This window comes from Capnocytophaga sputigena (assembly GCF_900446695.1).
Lineage (GTDB): Bacteria > Bacteroidota > Bacteroidia > Flavobacteriales > Flavobacteriaceae > Capnocytophaga > Capnocytophaga sputigena.
Genome location: NZ_UAVP01000003.1, coordinates 259,554 through 275,448, shown reverse-complemented (window position 1 = coordinate 275,448; position 15,895 = coordinate 259,554). Strand labels below are relative to the sequence as shown.

Genomic DNA, 15,895 nt, shown 5'->3' with positions numbered 1-15,895 from the left:
ACTTATTGAACTGAAGGTAAATAATTGAGGTCTAAACGTTGTTTTTTGTCTAAATACTTGCGAGCAGCCTCTCTAATATCCTCACGAGTAATAGCACGGTAGTGGTCTATTGCTTTGTTGATGAGGTTTGTATCTTTATAGAAAGTATAGTTATCAGCTAAAGAGAGGGCAATTCCTTCCATATTGCTGTTTTGAGCCACAAAGTTAGCCTCTATTTGGTTCTGTAACTTTTCGTATTCTCGTTCACTGATGAGTTCAGTTTGTAGTCTTTCAATTTCCTCATCCATTTCTTGTGCTAAAGTTTCTAAACTCACCCCGTCCATAGGGAGCGCTCCCATTATATAAACGCCATAATCTTCTTGAGCATCCGAAAATGCCAATACCTGTAAAGCTGTTTGGTGTTCGTCAATCATTTTTTTGTACAGACGAGCACTTTTGCCATCGGTAAGGATATTAGAAAGCAGGTCAATAGTATACGAATCTTTGTCCGTCATTGCAGGAGTGCGATAGGCATATAGTTTGAGAGGAATTTGAATGTTAGGGTCATATTCGGTTACCTCAATAGTTTCAGTGATAGGAGCTTCTTCTATTTTTGTGCGTTGTATCACATTGCCCGTATTAGGAATTGTTGCGAAGTATTGCTCTATCCATTCTTTGGTAGTTGGGGTATCAAAATCGCCAGCTACTACTAATACCGCATTGTTAGGATTGTAGAATTTCTTTTTGAAAGCGATGAATTCTTCTAAGCTGGCAGCATCTAAATGCTCTACTTCACCAATCACTGTGCCGGAGTAGGGGTGTTTTTTAAAAAGGTAAGGATTGATAGCTGAACGATACATTATTCTGCCGTATGGTGCATTGTCTATACGTTGGTTTTTCTCTTCTTTTACTACTGAATTTTGAGTACTTACCCCAATCTCATTGATAACGGGGTGAAGCATACGTTCAGCTTCCATCCACAAGCCTAATTGCAGGTTATTAGAAGGGAAAACTTCGTAGTAATACGTTTTATCTTGTGTTGTAAAGGCATTGTTATGCCCGCCATTTGCTGATACAATATCAAACCATTTGCCACGTGAAATATTTTGAGTGCCTTCAAAGAGGAGATGTTCAAAAAAGTGGGCAAAGCCAGTACGGGTAGGGTCTTCGTCTTTAGCACCTACGTGATACATTACCCCTATAGTTACCACAGGGGCGGCATTATTAGGGTGAAGAATCACGTGTAGTCCATTAGGGAGGTCGTATTCTTCAAATATGAGAGATTGAGCCATAGTTAATTTGTGAATTTGTCAATGAGTTAATCAGAAAAAAACTTTGCTAAAGCCTTTTATAGCCTTAGCAAAGTTATCAATCAATATGAAAAAAGTCTCTGTTATAGATTTGCGTTGATAAGTTCTTTTATCTTAGCCTCAGAAGGGCGAGGAGCATTGATACTGATAAGTTTTCCGTCTTTGCTTACCAAGATAAAACGTGGAATACCTGTAAGGTCGTAGTTTTCTGCAAAATCAGGTGACATTTGTACATTTTTGTGCAATTGTACACCAGTTAATTTTTCAGTGGTTACTGCATTTTTCCAAGCCTCTTTATCATCATCAACAGAAAGACTTACGAAAGTGATATCTTTATCTTTGTACTCTTCTTGTAGTGCTTTGAGTGCAGGTATTTCTTTACGGCAAGGTAAACACCAAGTAGCCCAAATATCAATGTAAAGTAATTTGCCTTTGAGGCTTTCAGAACTAACAGTATTGCCTTGTATATCTTGCGCTTCAAAAGCAGGAAAAGGATTACCATCTTTTAGGCGTTCGAGGTTAGCCAAGCGTTTGTTAATTTCTGCAACACCTTCAGCATCTTTCACATTAGCTTTTACTATTTCAGCGAGTTTTTTGTTGTTTTCTGGAGTATTTGCTACTGAAATACCGCTGATAAGTGAACGAGAAAGACTTTTTTTGATGTTTTCAGATTTGAGAGTATCAAAGTGTTTGATAACTTTATCCCAAGGATTTTCATTCTCTTTGGCACTTTGGTATTTTTCATAGAACTTACTTATAACTAAAGCTTTGTAATAACCATAGATGTCAAAGTCTTGAGAGAGATCGTAGTCCACACGAGCCAATTCATCAGCTATTTCTTTAGGAAGTTTTACCTCTTCACCAGTAAGTTCTTGGTGAGCACCCTCATAAAGGCTTTTCATATAAAGCAATTCATAATTGATGGCTTTAGCTTCTGTAGTTAAGAATTTTTTAGAGAGTTCTTTTTCACCATTGAGAAGGTTGAGGTATTGTTGTCCTATTGCTATGATACTCTTTTTGAAGTCTTCAGGTTTTTGAGCAAAAGTTTTTTCCAATCCGTTTTGCACTTGAAAGTAAAGAGCATTTTTCTTTTGTAAATAGTTATTGATATCTACATTAGCTCCAGTGAAAGTGGCTGCAATAGGATTGCTGTTGAGGTTGATATTCACAGCTGTTTCTTTTCCTTTTTCCAAATAAACAGGCACTTGAACACCGTACATAGGGTTACCAATAGTGTAATAGAAGTAGTTAGTATCTACTTTCAAAGTATCGCGGAAAGTCCCGTCTTGATTGATATGTAAATCGGACTTGAAATCACCTCCTGTAATTTTCAGAGGCAGACCGTTATAGCTATCAATTTTACCAGATAGCACGATGTAATCAGCTCGTTCACCACAAGCTACAAAGCCTAAAGAGGCTAACGACAAAATAAATAGTTTTTTCATTGCGATTTGATGAAATAAATTAATTAGGTTGCGAAAGTACGAAGTTTTTTTTGAATAGCAAAATATTTTTCAAATTAAGAGTTTGAAAATTTGTTCATTAAATAATTAGTTTGTACTTTTGCAATTGAGAATTAACCTAAATTTAAAAATTAGGTTTTATAACTAAAAAACATACTATAAAAATTATTTAAAAGAAATGAGAAAAACTTTTTTAAGCGTTACCGCTTTCGTGCTTTTATCAGTTTCGGCTGTTGCACAAGTAAAGGACATTAGTTTTGCAGTAGCACCTACTGCTGACTATGTGTGGTTTCCAAAGAAAACAGCTGTAACTAATGGCTTTATGGCAGGAGGTTATGTAGGTTTTGGTTTTGGTAGAAATTTAGAACTATTAGGTTCTTATAAACATTCAATAGGGTTGAAATCAACTCTTGATGGTTATGATGCTCCTGCTGCTATTAGCAATGTATTTGAAGCTAAAGATGTATCTATATATCGCTGGGGTGGAGAGCTAAAAGGCAATATCCCAATGGCTTATTCTTTTCAGCCTTATGTTACTTTAGGTTCAGGTGTGCAAACTATCAAAGCTAATGATTTGAGTCAAAATCAAGTGTATTTTGGTTTAGGGATAGGTTCTAAATTTAATCTTGCCCGCCGTCTTACTTTGAATATTGAAGCCAAAGCTACTCACTTTTCATTAGACTCTAGAAATATACTTTATAAACCAACAGAAGCTAACACATCGGCTTACAATAGTTGGATAAACAATAATGTAGAAGATAAAAGTCATTTGCTCTGGAGTGTAGGTGCTGGTTTACAACTTTACTTAGGAGGTCGCAATCCTAATGAATTAACCGAGTTAGACCAAGTATATACAAGTCTAAAAGGTTTTAAAGTAGTGATAGAACCTACTTTGGGTTACTTAAACTTCAGCGATGACAGCAATTTGCGCGATGCTTATTTTGGAGGTTTGGCATTGGGAGTAGATTTCACTGAGTACATAGGTGTTAGAGGTTACTATCACCGTGCTATGAAAGATGAGAAATTCTCTGCTGAGTTTGATAAACTATCTATATATGGGGGAGATTTCTTAGCCCGATTGAATGTAGCCAAAGGAGTAGTTCCTTATTTGCAAATAGGTGTGGGCTATATGAAAGTAGGCGATGACTATGTAGGCAAGGTAGTTAGCAATACCAATACCTCAGGTATTTTTGCCAAAGGAGGTGTAGGGTTAGCAATACCTTTAGGAAAACGTGTTGAGCTTTTTGGGGTAGCTAATTTGATGTATACTACTCGTAATGAAGATGTATCTTCTGCCTTGAGTTCAGTACATAAATTGCAAAGCAATGTATTTTATAATGCAGGGGTAAGAATTAAGTTGGCTAAATCAGTAGAAAAAGAATTGTATGAACAAGAATTAGGCGCAGCTGAAGCTGCTAAAGTTTGGGTTGCTACCCCTACAACTACAACAAATGTTGCGTCTACTGTTTCTCCTGAAAAACGAAACTTAGCTTACTACAACAGCCAGATAACCGCTACTGAAAAACAACTACAAATGGCTTACCAAAATGGTGATACAGCAAATGCTAACCGTTTGTTAAAAGAAAAACAACAGTGGGAAAATCTTAGAAACACCTATGTAGCTGAGCGTTTGCCTTATCCAGCTTCAGAGCAAGTGCGCTTAGTGCGTATGACTCCTGAAGAACTACAACAGCTAATAAATGATGTAGTAAAACGCATTAGAGAAGGAGAAGTAAAAAGTCCTGAACAACGTATCGACCGATTGGAAAAACTTCTTTTGGAAATGCAAGATTCAAAAGGTGAAATTCAAGAAGAGAAAATAGAAATACCTGCATCAAAATAACTATGAAGTATATCTATTGCATTATAGGGGGGCTATTATTGTGTGTACATAGTATGTATGCACAAGTAGTCCCTAATAAAACAAAAACAGAGATAGTAATGACCGTAGATGAACTGCAATATCTATTAGAACAAATAGGGAGAGCAGAACTCACCAATCTCAGAGATAAGGAGTTGGACAGTATGCTATCGGCTGTAAAATATAAACAAAAAGAGATGCCTTACACTTCGGCAGTAACTGAAGAAAGTAAATTTGCTACCAAAAGCCCAACAATAGTAGTAGGAACAGCGAGTAATACTGCAGTAGCACGTACGGCAACTAATACAGCTATTGCGCGTACAGCTACCAACACTGCTATCGCACGTAACACTGCAATACCTCGCACAGCAAGTACTACAACCTCTCGTGTAATGCCTCGCACTACAGTGGCTCCTATGGCAGTATCTCAAACAAGAAGTAGTACTACTGCTATCGCACAACAGGTGGCACAATTGTCGAAAAGTGTAGATCAGTTACGCAAACAGCAACAATTGCTCTTAGCGGCTTTAGCTGCCAATACGGGAGTAGGAATAGCTACAAAAAATGCACGTGCAACAACAGTTACACCTACAACAGCATCTCAAACTCCTATAGTAGTCCAAAATGTGACAGCTACAGGAGTACCTATGCAAATTTCGGCTGAAAGGCGAAGTGAATTGGAGCAGTTATTAGCTGCGTATGGACATAAAAAAGCTGTGCTTTATTTTGCCAATAACAAGTCAGAGCCCTTAACTTACGACCCTACTACTATAGATGAGATGGTAACAATGCTAAAAACACATCCCGAGTTATCAATACTCTTAGAAGGGTACGCAAGTGAGGTAGGAAGTGTTGCATATAACAATGTATTGTCGATGCAACGTGCTGTAAATGTAGCTCAAATATTAAAAGCTAAAGGAATAAGTAGCGAACGTATATTAACTGCTTTTAAAGGAATTGACCCACAAGTTACTCCAGCTGAAGCAAGACGTGTAGAGCTAAGAGTTGTTATTCATAGCTATTAGCCATTTGATTGACAATTAGTAATTGATAATTGCTAATTGTCAATTTTTTCTTATCTTTGCCCCCTAAAATAAATAATAATGTTTCATAAAGAAGGTTTTAAGATTATTCTCGTAACGCTATTTATAGTGATAGGAGTATCGCTAATAGCGCATTATTTTGTTGATATACTATGGCTTAAGAAAGGTATACAACTCTTGGCTATTATATTTCTTATAGCTATTTTACAGTTTTTTAGAAATCCTAAACGCGTAACACCTCGAAACGACCAATATATTATAGCCCCCGTAGATGGCAAGGTGGTGGTGATAGAAGAAGTGTTTGAAAAAGAGTATTTCAAAGATAAGCGCTTGCAGGTATCCATTTTTATGTCGCCTATCAATGTGCACGTAACTCGTTATGCATTAGGAGGTAAAGTTACTTATAGTGAGTATCACCCAGGGAAGTACTTAGTAGCGTGGCATCCTAAGGCTTCCGAAGAAAACGAACGTACTACTATAGTGGTAGATAATCCAGTGTTTGGCGAAGTGTTATACCGACAAATAGCAGGAGCCTTGGCAAAACGCATTGTAAATTACGCTAAAGTAGGCGATACTGCTATACAAGGAGAAGACGCTGGATTTATTAAATTTGGGTCGCGTGTAGATGTGTATTTACCTTTGGGAACTAAAGTAAAAGTAAAATTGGGCGATAAGGTAAAAGGAGGCGTGCAAGTAATTGCTGAAAAATAAAGCTATTCTACTATGAAAAAATATATCTTTTCAATAGCACTCATCGCAAGTTCTTATGCTTCTGCTCAAACAGATAGTCTTACAGTTACAACAACTAAGGATACCCTCAGTATAGTAGCAGTAGGTGATGTGATGATAGGTTCAGGTTTTCCTGACGGATATCTCCCCAAAGATGATGCTGTTGAGAGTTTTAAATACGTAAAACCTTATCTAAAAGGTGATATTGTATTCGGCAATTTAGAAGGAGCAATTCTTGATAGTGGAACTTCTGATAAATGCAAAAACTCAGCTGAAGGTACTTGTTATGCTTTCCGGATGCCCGACCGCTATGGCAAAATTATCAAAGAGGCAGGTTTTAACCTGATGAGTACTGCCAATAACCACGCTAATGACTTTGGAGAAAAAGGACGACGCAATACTGCTAAAATATTAGATGAAGTAGGTATATATCACGCAGGACCCGTAGAAAATAAATCGGTTATATTTGAGAAAGATGGGGTGAAATACGGTTTTTGTGCTTTCTCGCCTAATAGCAATATGTTATCGGTGAATAATATCGACCAAGCTACTAATTTAGTAAAAGAATTACGCCCTCAAGTAGATATTGTGATTGTATCGTTTCACGGAGGGGCTGAAGGCTCTAAAAGTACCCGTGTACCACGCGCTAATGAAATTTTCTTTGGTGAAAACAGAGGAAATGTCTATAAATTTGCGCACTCAGTAATCGATGCAGGTGCTGATGTTGTATTAGGACACGGACCTCACGTAACACGTGCTGTAGAAGTGTACAACGGTAAGTTTATCGCTTATAGTATGGGAAATTTCAATACCTATGGACGTTTTAGCTTGCAAGGAACTAATGGCATAGCTCCTTTGTTAAACATCAAAATCAATCGCAAAGGTGACTTTCTATATGCCGATGTACTCTCTGTAAAACAAACCAAAGCCAATGGATTGTTACTCGATGATGATTGTAAGGTATTTGAAGAGATGAAACGCCTTACCAAACTTGATTTTCCTGAAACTCCCTTGCACTTTGAAAACGATAAAATACAACTGAAAACTGTAACTAACTAACGACTAATAACTAAAAACTAAGTAATATAAATGGGAAGAGCATTTGAATTTAGAAAAGCCCGTAAATTTAAACGTTGGGCTGCAATGGCAAAGACATTTACCCGCATAGGGAAAGACATCGTAATGGCAGTGAAAGAAGGTGGTCCTCACCCCGAAAGTAACTCGCGTTTGCGTGCCGTAATACAAAATGCCAAAGCCGCCAATATGCCCAAAGAAAATATTGAGCGTGCTATCAAAAAAGCAAGCGAAAAAGATACTGCTAACTATAAAGAAGTACTTTTTGAAGGCTATGCCCCCCACGGTATCGCTGTACTTATCGAGACTGCAACCGACAACAATAACCGCACTGTGGCTAATATCCGCAGTTACTTCAATAAGTGTAATGGTACTTTAGGTACCTCAGGTTCTGTAGAATTTATGTTCGACCACACTTGTAACTTCCGTATCAATGCTACAGGTATAGATCCTGAAGAGTTGGAACTCGAAATGATAGATTTTGGAGCTGAAGAAGTGTTTGTAGATGAAGATGGTATCCTTATCTATGCACCTTTTGAGAGTTTTGGAGCTATCCAAAAAGAATTGGAAAGCCGAGGTATTGAAATCTTATCTTCAGGATTTGAACGCATTCCACAAGTAACCAAAGAACTCACCCCTGAAGAACAGGCTGATGTAGAGAAACTTTTGGAAAAAATCGAAGAAGACGAAGATGTGCAGAATGTGTATCACACTATGAAAGAATCGGAAGAATAATCTTGTAAATTTAAACTCTAAACTTATCATTCCCACCCTTTTCTATTTTTAAGAAGGTGGGAATGCTTGCTAATAAAAAACAAAAACTTTTTAACCCTAACAGTAATGAATACCATTATCATCGACCCTTATTACACCCTGATTATCGCTACCCTTGTATTGTTGGTAGGACGTTTGTTAGTAACAAAAATAAAACTCTTACGCGACTTCAATATCCCTGAACCTGTAGCTGGTGGACTTTTGGCGGCTGTTGTTATCTATCTGTTGTATATCAAATACGAGATTTCATTGGACTTCAATACAAACCTACAAGATGCTTTTATGCTCTTTTTCTTCTCTTCTATTGGGCTCAGTGCCGATTTCTCCCGACTAAAAGCTGGTGGTAAAGGACTTATCATTTTCTTAGGAGTAGTAGCGCTGTTTATTGTAGTGCAAAATTCTGTAGGGGTAGGTTTGGCAAGCGTATTGGGACAAAATCCTATTATGGGATTGATTACAGGTTCTATCACACTTACAGGTGGACACGGAACAGCAGGAGCGTGGGGCAAGATTTTAGAAACTAAATATCATATTGAAGGGGCTACAAGTCTCGGTATGGCTTCAGCTACTTTCGGGTTAGTACTCGGTGGACTCATAGGAGGTCCTGTAGCACGCAAATTGGTGAACAATTTAGGAAAAAAACCTGTAGAAAAACAGAATGACAATGTTGTGGATACTGTAGTAGAAGTTTTTGAAAATGCAGGTAAACAACGCTTGATTACTTCAAAATCAGCAATAGAAACAATGGCGCTTTTTGCCGCTTGTTTGTCGTTTTCAGCTATTATGGTTTCTCCTACCGTAACAGCTTGGTTACCTGAAAAACTTACTATTCCACAATTTGTATGGGCTTTATTCTTTGGGGTGCTCTTACGCAATATACTCACCAACGCCTTCAAAGTGAATATGTTCGATCGTGCTATTGATGTATTTGGCAATGCCTCATTAAGTCTGTTTTTAGGGATTGCCCTCTTAAACCTAAAACTTTGGACGTTGTTAGACATAGCCGTGCCAATGTTCATTATCTTAGTCGTACAAACCTTTGTAATGTGTACGTATGCTTATTTTGTAACTTTTCGCCTGATGGGCTCTGATTATGATGCAGCGGTACTCTGTGCAGGGCATTGTGGTTTTGGTTTAGGTGCTACCCCTACAGCAGTGGCTAATATGCAGTCAGTTACTGAGCGTTTTGGATCTTCACACAAAGCCTTTTTAATTGTACCAATGGTAGGAGCATTCTTTATAGATTTTATCAACGCCTTTATTTTGACCACTTTTATAGGTTTCTTACAATAGTTGTTATAATGAAAAAATTGATAGATTATACAGAAACATCTATTCCAAGAGGAACTATATTTAAATGTAAAGGAATATATCCTTATGAAGAAGTTGTATATTTTCTATTGTGTGAATTAGGTGATAGTTACGGTTTAATGGTAATCTCAGGGTATAAAGCAGGATTAACTTACGTGCTTTTCCCTAAAGAATCTATACCAGAAGGTTACAAATTCGGACTAAGAGCAGATTGGCTAAAGGACAATTGGCAAAAATGGGGCTATATAGATTGCCAACTAAAAGATGTTTATATCTGTGAGAATACCGAAATGTTTTCTTTTAAATAAGTTTTGAACTCTCTATTAAAGATAATATTCAAAAAGAAATATTGATAGGAGAGGAAATAGATAATGATTTAATTCATAAAATTTGGGATTGGTTAGATTAAAAAAATGGAAAATATACTTTTTTTAGAAGCATTAAAAGCATTACAATGGAATATTTCCACAGATAAATTACCTGATAATTTTCGCGTGGAAGATATAGCTAATGGAAGAATGCAATATACTCCCAAAGAATTTCAAGAATTTATAAACTTGTTCAGTGTGTGTGCTAATCAAGAAGATACAGTATGGTTTCTATCAGCTAAAGATTACCAAAATACTGATGAATCTGCTTTTGCTTGGAATGAGTTTGAAAAACAGAGCTTAGAATATGCAGAAAATGACAACGAAAGAAATAAGGTAAGTGAGTTTTGGAAAGCTCATTTGCCTTTTCTTATCTCAGTTAAAAATGGGTATGAATATCTGGCTATAGGAATTGCTAAACATAATTTAGGCAATATTTATCGCGGATATGAGCCAATATATGAAGAAACAGAACTTATAGCCTCTTCTTTTTCTGAATTTAAACAACAATATATTAACAATTGTACTGCATTCTAACTCCTATCTTCTAATTACTATCTTCTAAAAATTAATATTTTTTTAACTATTATTTTTTCGTTACAATTATCTTTCGTACTTTTACGCCCTAAATTTAACTAATTACTAATATTTGTATGGATAAAATGATGTTATATTTACCGTTAGTCCTTGCTATTCTTGGACTTATCTTTATGATTGTGAAGGCTTCGTGGGTGAACAAACAAACCACAGGCAATGAGCGAATGCAAAGTATTTCCAAAAGTATCAAAGAAGGGGCAATGGCATTCCTCAATGCTGAGTACCGCATTTTGGGTATTTTTGTGATTATTGCTTCTATTGCTCTATTTATTGTTTCTCGTATGGTAGAAACTTCTCACTGGCTTATTGTAGTAGCTTTTGTGTGTGGAGCTTTCTTCTCTGCCTTAGCGGGAAATATCGGGATGCGTATTGCTACCAATGCTAATGTACGCACTACCGAAGCGGCTCGCACTAGCTTGCCAAAAGCTTTGAAAGTATCCTTTGGAGGTGGTACTGTAATGGGATTAGGAGTAGCAGGTTTAGCTGTATTGGGCTTGAGCTTGTTCTTCATTCTTTTTGTAAACACTTTTGTAGGAGGAGGCAAACCTTTCTACGACGAAATGACTCTTGTACTCGAAGCCTTAGCTGGTTTCTCACTTGGTGCTGAGTCTATCGCGCTCTTTGCTCGTGTAGGTGGTGGTATTTACACCAAAGCTGCCGATGTAGGAGCTGACCTCGTAGGTAAAGTAGAAGCTGGTATCCCTGAAGACGACCCTCGTAACCCTGCTACTATTGCCGATAACGTAGGTGATAACGTAGGTGACGTGGCTGGTATGGGTGCTGACTTGTTTGGTTCGTATGTGGCTACTGTACTTGCTTCAATGGTATTGGGTAACTATGTGATTAAAGATATAGCAACTGCCAATGGTGGTGCTTTCACCGATGCTTTCGGTGGTTTAGGACCTATCTTATTGCCGTTAGTAATTGCTGGTGTAGGTATCATTGCTTCAATTATTGGTACTTTCTGTGTAGGTATCAAAAACAACGACGCTAAAGAAAAACAAGTACAAAGTTCACTAAATACAGGTAACTATGTAGCTTTAGCACTTACTTTAGTAGCTTGCTATTTCCTTATCAAATATATGTTGCCCGAAACTATCCAAATGAGTTTCTTTGGTGAAGGAGTAAAAGAAATCGCAAGTATCAATGTATTCTACGCAACTATCGTAGGTTTGGCAGTAGGCTTACTCATTTCAGCTATTACTGAACATTTTACAGCTTTGGGTAAAAAACCGGTATTGAATATCGTACGCAATTCATCTACTGGAGCTGCTACCAATATTATTGCAGGTTTAGCTACTGGTATGAAATCTACCTTTGGTTCTGTATTGCTTTTTGCTGTGGCTATTTGGGGTTCTTACTCTTTAGCTGGTTTCTATGGTGTAGCGATTGCCGCATCAGCAATGATGGCAACTACTGCTATGCAATTGGCTATTGATGCTTTCGGTCCTATTGCCGATAACGCTGGTGGTGTAGCCGAAATGAGTGAATTGCCAAAAGAAGTGCGTCAACGTACTGATATTTTAGACTCAGTAGGTAATACTACTGCTGCGGTAGGTAAAGGATTTGCGATTGCATCAGCTGCACTTACTGCTTTAGCTTTATTTGCTGCTTATGTAACCTTTACAGGTATTTCTGGTATCAATATTTTCAAAGCGAATGTATTAGCTGCTTTGTTTATCGGAGGTATGATTCCAGTAATCTTCTCAGCCTTGGCAATGCAATCAGTAGGGAAAGCTGCTATGGATATGGTGAACGAAGTACGTCGCCAATTCCGCGAAATCCCTGGTATTATGGAAGGTAAAGGTACTCCAGAGTATGGCAGATGTGTAGATATTTCTACTAAAGCTGCTTTACGCGAAATGATGTTACCTGGTGCAATTACTATCATCACTCCTATTATCATCGGTTTTGTGATGGGTGCTGAAGCTCTTGGCGCTTATATGGCTGGTGTAGCTGTATCAGGAGTTGTATGGGCTATCTTCCAAAACAACGCTGGTGGTGCTTGGGACAATGCTAAGAAATCATTTGAAGCAGGTGTTGAAATCAACGGACAAATGACTTACAAAGGTTCTGACGCTCATAAAGCAGCCGTTACTGGTGATACTGTAGGTGACCCATTCAAAGATACTTCAGGTCCTTCAATGAATATCCTTATCAAACTCACTTGCTTGGTAGGTTTAGTAATCGCTCCTATCTTGGGTGGACATACTGCTGATGCTTCAGGAACTCCTATAGAAGCTCAAATCCGTCAAGGTGAAGGTGAGGAAATGATGCCTGTAGACGAAGTAGTTGTTATTGAAGAAGGTAAACTTAACGCCGATGGTAACTTTGAGTACAATGTAGGTGATTTATTTCAATTGAGCCTTTTTGACAATACAATGTTAGAAGTAGGTAAAAATTCATCTGAAGCTCATCTTGTAAAATTAATAGAAGATAAAAGCCTCACTACTCCAGAACAATTCAAAGATAATTGGATTACTTTGGATAGAACTTACTTCAAAACAGGTAGTGATGAACTTACTGAAGGTTCTGAACAACAATTAAAGAACATTGTAGCTATTTTGAAAGCCTATCCTAAAGCTGCTATCCGTTTAGGAGGTTATACCGATAATACAGGTAGTGCCGAAGGTAATTTAAAACTTTCAGAAAGACGTGCTAATTCAGTGTTAAACAAATTGGTGGCATTGGGAGCTAACAAAGCACAATTGAGTGCTCAAGGTTATGGTCAAGAACACCCTGTTTGTCCTGCTAACGACACCGATGAGTGCAAAGCTAAAAACAGACGTATTGACATACGTTTGACTGCTAAATAACAGTATTTTAGTTACTATATAACCTCAAAAGGGGTGTTTGAGGAAATTTTTTCCTCGAACACCCTTTTTATAATCACCTAAAAACTATGAAATTACCTTTATTTTCAGCAGCTATATTGCTCACTGCTTTGGTAGGCTGCAACGATTCAAAGACTTCAAAAATGACAGAAAAAACAGAGAACAATCCGCTATTGGTAGAAAGCACTTTGCCTTATGGTGCTCCCGACTTCTCAAAGATTAAAGACGAGCATTACCGTCCCGCCTTACTCAAAGGAATGGCTTTGCAAAACGAACGTATTGCAGCTATCGCTAATAGCAACGAAACTCCTACTTTTGAGAATACTATAATTGCTTTGGAAAAAAGTGGGGTAGAATTAGAGCGTGCTTCAGCGGTATTCAATGCTTTAACTGAGGCAAATACTAATGATACCTTAAAAGTATTACAAAAAGAATTATCACCTAAGTTTGCAGAACACGCCGATGGTATTCACCTGAATGAAAAACTCTTTGCGCGTATCAAAGCCTTATACGATAAACGTGAGAGCTTGAAATTAGATGCTGAATCGCTTAAATTGTTAGAAAATTACTATGAAGATTTTGTAGTAGCGGGTGCTAACCTATCAGCTACAGATAAAGAAACTCTTAAAAAGTACAATAGTGAGTTAGCTTCTTTAGAAACTGATTTCAACCAAACGCTTTTAGAAGGCTCATTGGCAGCCGCTCAAACTATCAATGGTCAAAAAGTAGCAATTGTGAATACTACTCAGCAACCGCTCCTTAGTGAATTACCCGACCGCAACGCTCGTAAACAATTGTTTGAAGCAAGCTGGAATCGTACTGATGGGGGAGCTCATAATACCAATGATATCCTAAAACGCATTGCTTTACTGCGTGCTAAAAAAGCTGAACTCTTGGGCTTTAAAAACTATGCCGAATGGAGCTTGCAACGCACTATGGCTAAAACTCCTGCTGCTATTGCTCAATTCTTTAAAGATTTAGTGCCTGCTTCAGTAGGTAAAGCCAAAGTAGAAGCTAAAGAAATACAAGCACAAATCGCCAAAACGGGAGGTAATTTTACTTTAGAGCCTTACGATTGGAATTTCTATGCCGAACAAGTTCGCAAAGCTAAATACGACCTCGATGAGAACGAAATCAAACCTTATTTCGAATTGAAAAATGCTCTTGAAAATGGTGTATTCTATGCAGCTACCAAACTTTATGGCATTACCTTTAAAGAACGCAAAGATATACCCGTATATCACCCCGATGTATTGGTGTATGAACTTTTTGAAGAAGATGGTACGCCATTAGGACTTTTCTATGGCGATTTCTTTGCTCGTGAAAGCAAACGCGGTGGTGCGTGGATGAGCAACTTTGTAAACCAATCGAAGTTATTAGGCACTAAACCTGTTATTTACAATGTGTGCAACTATGTAAAACCTGCCGAAGGTAAACCTGCTTTACTTACTTACGACGAACTTACTACGCTCTTCCACGAGTTTGGTCACGCATTGCACGGTTTCTTTGCGAATCAACAGTATGCGAGTTTATCAGGAACAGCAGTAGCACGCGATTTTGTGGAGTTTCCTTCACAATTCAATGAGCATTGGGCTTTGTATCCTGATATTCTTAAAAACTATGCAGTACATTACGAGACCAAACAACCTATTCCACAAGCTCTTATTGATAAGATAAAAAAAGCGAGTACCTTCAATGAGGGCTATGCCTTTACTGAAGTTTTGGCTGCTGCCAATTTAGACTTGCAATGGCATACTATTCCTTCGGATACTATCATCAATAATGTAAGTGATTTTGAGAAGAAAGCCCTTGAAAGAACAGGCTTATGGGTGAAAGAAGTACCTCCGAGATATCGTTCGTCTTACTTTGCTCATATTTTTGGCGGAGGCTATGGAGCAGGCTATTACTCTTACCAATGGACAGAAATGCTTTGCCACGATGCCTACCAATGGTTTGAAGAAAACGGAGGACTTACTCGTGCTAATGGACAACGTTTCAGAGATTTGATACTCTCCAAAGGCAATACAATGGATTACGAAAAAATGTATTTAGCCTTTAGAGGGAAAGCTCCTGCTATTGAGCCACTACTTAAAGCACGTGGGTTGAAGTAACAAAAAGGATATGCTATGCTTAACAAAGAAACTTTACTACAGAAGTGGCAGGCGTTACCTCCAAACAACTTGATGCGCGATTGGCAAATGGAAATTTCCGAAGTAACCGAAGATAGTGTTACTATAACGATGCCTGTTACCGAGAAAGTTACTCAGGTAGATGGGGTGTTACACGGAGGGGCTACTTTAGCTTTAGCTGAAACAGCAGGTAGCATAGGAGCGTACTTACTTTACCGTAATGATGATGAACAGATTCGAGGTATTGAACTCAGTGCTAATCACTTGAGAGCAGGTAGAGTAGGGGATACCCTTTACGCTAAAGCTGTATGTGTGAATGCAGGACGTACGCTCCAACTTTGGGAAATAAAAGTAACAAATCAGGAGGAAAAACTGATTTCTTATTGCAAATTCACCACTATTAGAATTACCCCTAATATTTAG

At 37.9% G+C, this 15,895-nt stretch carries 13 protein-coding genes; 11 read left to right on the top strand and 2 right to left on the bottom strand.

Features of this window, described 5'->3' with window-relative positions; translation table 11 throughout:
* Positions 1-2: 2 nt before the first annotated feature.
* Positions 3-1,271, bottom strand: a complete 1,269-nt coding sequence (locus tag DR017_RS01475; RefSeq protein ID WP_040361950.1) for a M16 family metallopeptidase — start codon at positions 1,269-1,271, stop codon at positions 3-5.
* Between the two features lie 101 nt (positions 1,272-1,372).
* On the bottom strand, positions 1,373-2,734 hold the full coding sequence (locus DR017_RS01470) for a TlpA family protein disulfide reductase (protein WP_002682068.1): 1,362 nt from the start codon (positions 2,732-2,734) through the stop codon (positions 1,373-1,375).
* A 196-nt stretch (positions 2,735-2,930) separates the two neighbouring features.
* On the opposite strand from DR017_RS01470, the gene DR017_RS01465 reads away from it, so the two are divergent.
* The 11 genes from DR017_RS01465 to DR017_RS01415 all read left to right on the top strand — a co-directional run bounded on the left by DR017_RS01465 (position 2,931) and on the right by DR017_RS01415 (position 15,895).
* Entirely contained in the window at positions 2,931-4,595 is a 1,665-nt protein-coding gene (locus DR017_RS01465) for an outer membrane beta-barrel protein (RefSeq protein WP_002682074.1), read from the top strand.
* 2 nt (positions 4,596-4,597) lie between these two features.
* Positions 4,598-5,638 (top strand): OmpA family protein, encoded by a 1,041-nt coding sequence (locus DR017_RS01460; RefSeq protein WP_002682063.1) that lies wholly within the window; start codon positions 4,598-4,600, stop codon positions 5,636-5,638.
* Between the two features lie 78 nt (positions 5,639-5,716).
* Entirely contained in the window at positions 5,717-6,367 is a 651-nt protein-coding gene (locus tag DR017_RS01455; RefSeq protein WP_002682061.1) for a phosphatidylserine decarboxylase family protein, read from the top strand.
* 12 nt (positions 6,368-6,379) lie between these two features.
* Positions 6,380-7,444 carry a CapA family protein gene (locus tag DR017_RS01450; protein ID WP_002682076.1) on the top strand — a complete coding sequence of 355 codons (1,065 nt, stop codon included), beginning with the start codon at positions 6,380-6,382 and terminating at the stop codon, positions 7,442-7,444.
* 30 nt (positions 7,445-7,474) lie between these two features.
* Positions 7,475-8,194 carry a YebC/PmpR family DNA-binding transcriptional regulator gene (locus DR017_RS01445; protein ID WP_002682057.1) on the top strand — a complete coding sequence of 240 codons (720 nt, stop codon included), beginning with the start codon at positions 7,475-7,477 and terminating at the stop codon, positions 8,192-8,194.
* A gap of 105 nt (positions 8,195-8,299) precedes the next feature.
* Positions 8,300-9,526 (top strand): sodium/glutamate symporter, encoded by a 1,227-nt coding sequence (gene gltS / locus DR017_RS01440; protein ID WP_002682072.1) that lies wholly within the window; start codon positions 8,300-8,302, stop codon positions 9,524-9,526.
* A gap of 17 nt (positions 9,527-9,543) precedes the next feature.
* Entirely contained in the window at positions 9,544-9,852 is a 309-nt protein-coding gene (imm45, locus tag DR017_RS01435) for an Imm45 family immunity protein (protein ID WP_198400978.1), read from the top strand.
* Positions 9,853-9,957: 105 nt separating this feature from the next.
* Positions 9,958-10,449: an SMI1/KNR4 family protein gene (locus tag DR017_RS01430; RefSeq protein ID WP_002682056.1), complete on the top strand. Its 492-nt coding sequence runs from the start codon at positions 9,958-9,960 to the stop codon at positions 10,447-10,449.
* Between the two features lie 116 nt (positions 10,450-10,565).
* Positions 10,566-13,325: a sodium-translocating pyrophosphatase gene (locus DR017_RS01425; protein ID WP_002682059.1), complete on the top strand. Its 2,760-nt coding sequence runs from the start codon at positions 10,566-10,568 to the stop codon at positions 13,323-13,325.
* Positions 13,326-13,411: 86 nt separating this feature from the next.
* A complete protein-coding gene (locus tag DR017_RS01420) occupies positions 13,412-15,454 on the top strand; it encodes a M3 family metallopeptidase (protein WP_002682067.1) in 2,043 nt (680 codons plus the stop codon).
* 15 nt (positions 15,455-15,469) lie between these two features.
* Positions 15,470-15,895, top strand: coding sequence for a PaaI family thioesterase (locus tag DR017_RS01415; protein WP_002682070.1), 426 nt, complete (start codon positions 15,470-15,472; stop codon positions 15,893-15,895).

Excerpts from the sequence above, each read along its gene's own strand:
- DR017_RS01445 (WP_002682057.1), top strand. The coding sequence starts at position 7,475 with ATGGGAAGAGCATTTGAATTTAGAAAAGCCCGTAAATTTAAACGTTGG.
- DR017_RS01460 (WP_002682063.1), top strand. The coding sequence starts at position 4,598 with ATGAAGTATATCTATTGCATTATAGGGGGGCTATTATTGTGTGTACAT.
- DR017_RS01425 (WP_002682059.1), top strand. The coding sequence starts at position 10,566 with ATGGATAAAATGATGTTATATTTACCGTTAGTCCTTGCTATTCTTGGA.
- DR017_RS01465 (WP_002682074.1), top strand. The coding sequence starts at position 2,931 with ATGAGAAAAACTTTTTTAAGCGTTACCGCTTTCGTGCTTTTATCAGTT.
- DR017_RS01450 (WP_002682076.1), top strand. The coding sequence starts at position 6,380 with ATGAAAAAATATATCTTTTCAATAGCACTCATCGCAAGTTCTTATGCT.
- DR017_RS01430 (WP_002682056.1), top strand. The coding sequence starts at position 9,958 with ATGGAAAATATACTTTTTTTAGAAGCATTAAAAGCATTACAATGGAAT.
- DR017_RS01475 (WP_040361950.1), bottom strand. The coding sequence starts at position 1,271 with ATGGCTCAATCTCTCATATTTGAAGAATACGACCTCCCTAATGGACTA.
- DR017_RS01420 (WP_002682067.1), top strand. The coding sequence starts at position 13,412 with ATGAAATTACCTTTATTTTCAGCAGCTATATTGCTCACTGCTTTGGTA.
- DR017_RS01415 (WP_002682070.1), top strand. The coding sequence starts at position 15,470 with ATGCTTAACAAAGAAACTTTACTACAGAAGTGGCAGGCGTTACCTCCA.
- DR017_RS01470 (WP_002682068.1), bottom strand. The coding sequence starts at position 2,734 with ATGAAAAAACTATTTATTTTGTCGTTAGCCTCTTTAGGCTTTGTAGCT.
- DR017_RS01455 (WP_002682061.1), top strand. The coding sequence starts at position 5,717 with ATGTTTCATAAAGAAGGTTTTAAGATTATTCTCGTAACGCTATTTATA.
- gltS (WP_002682072.1), top strand. The coding sequence starts at position 8,300 with ATGAATACCATTATCATCGACCCTTATTACACCCTGATTATCGCTACC.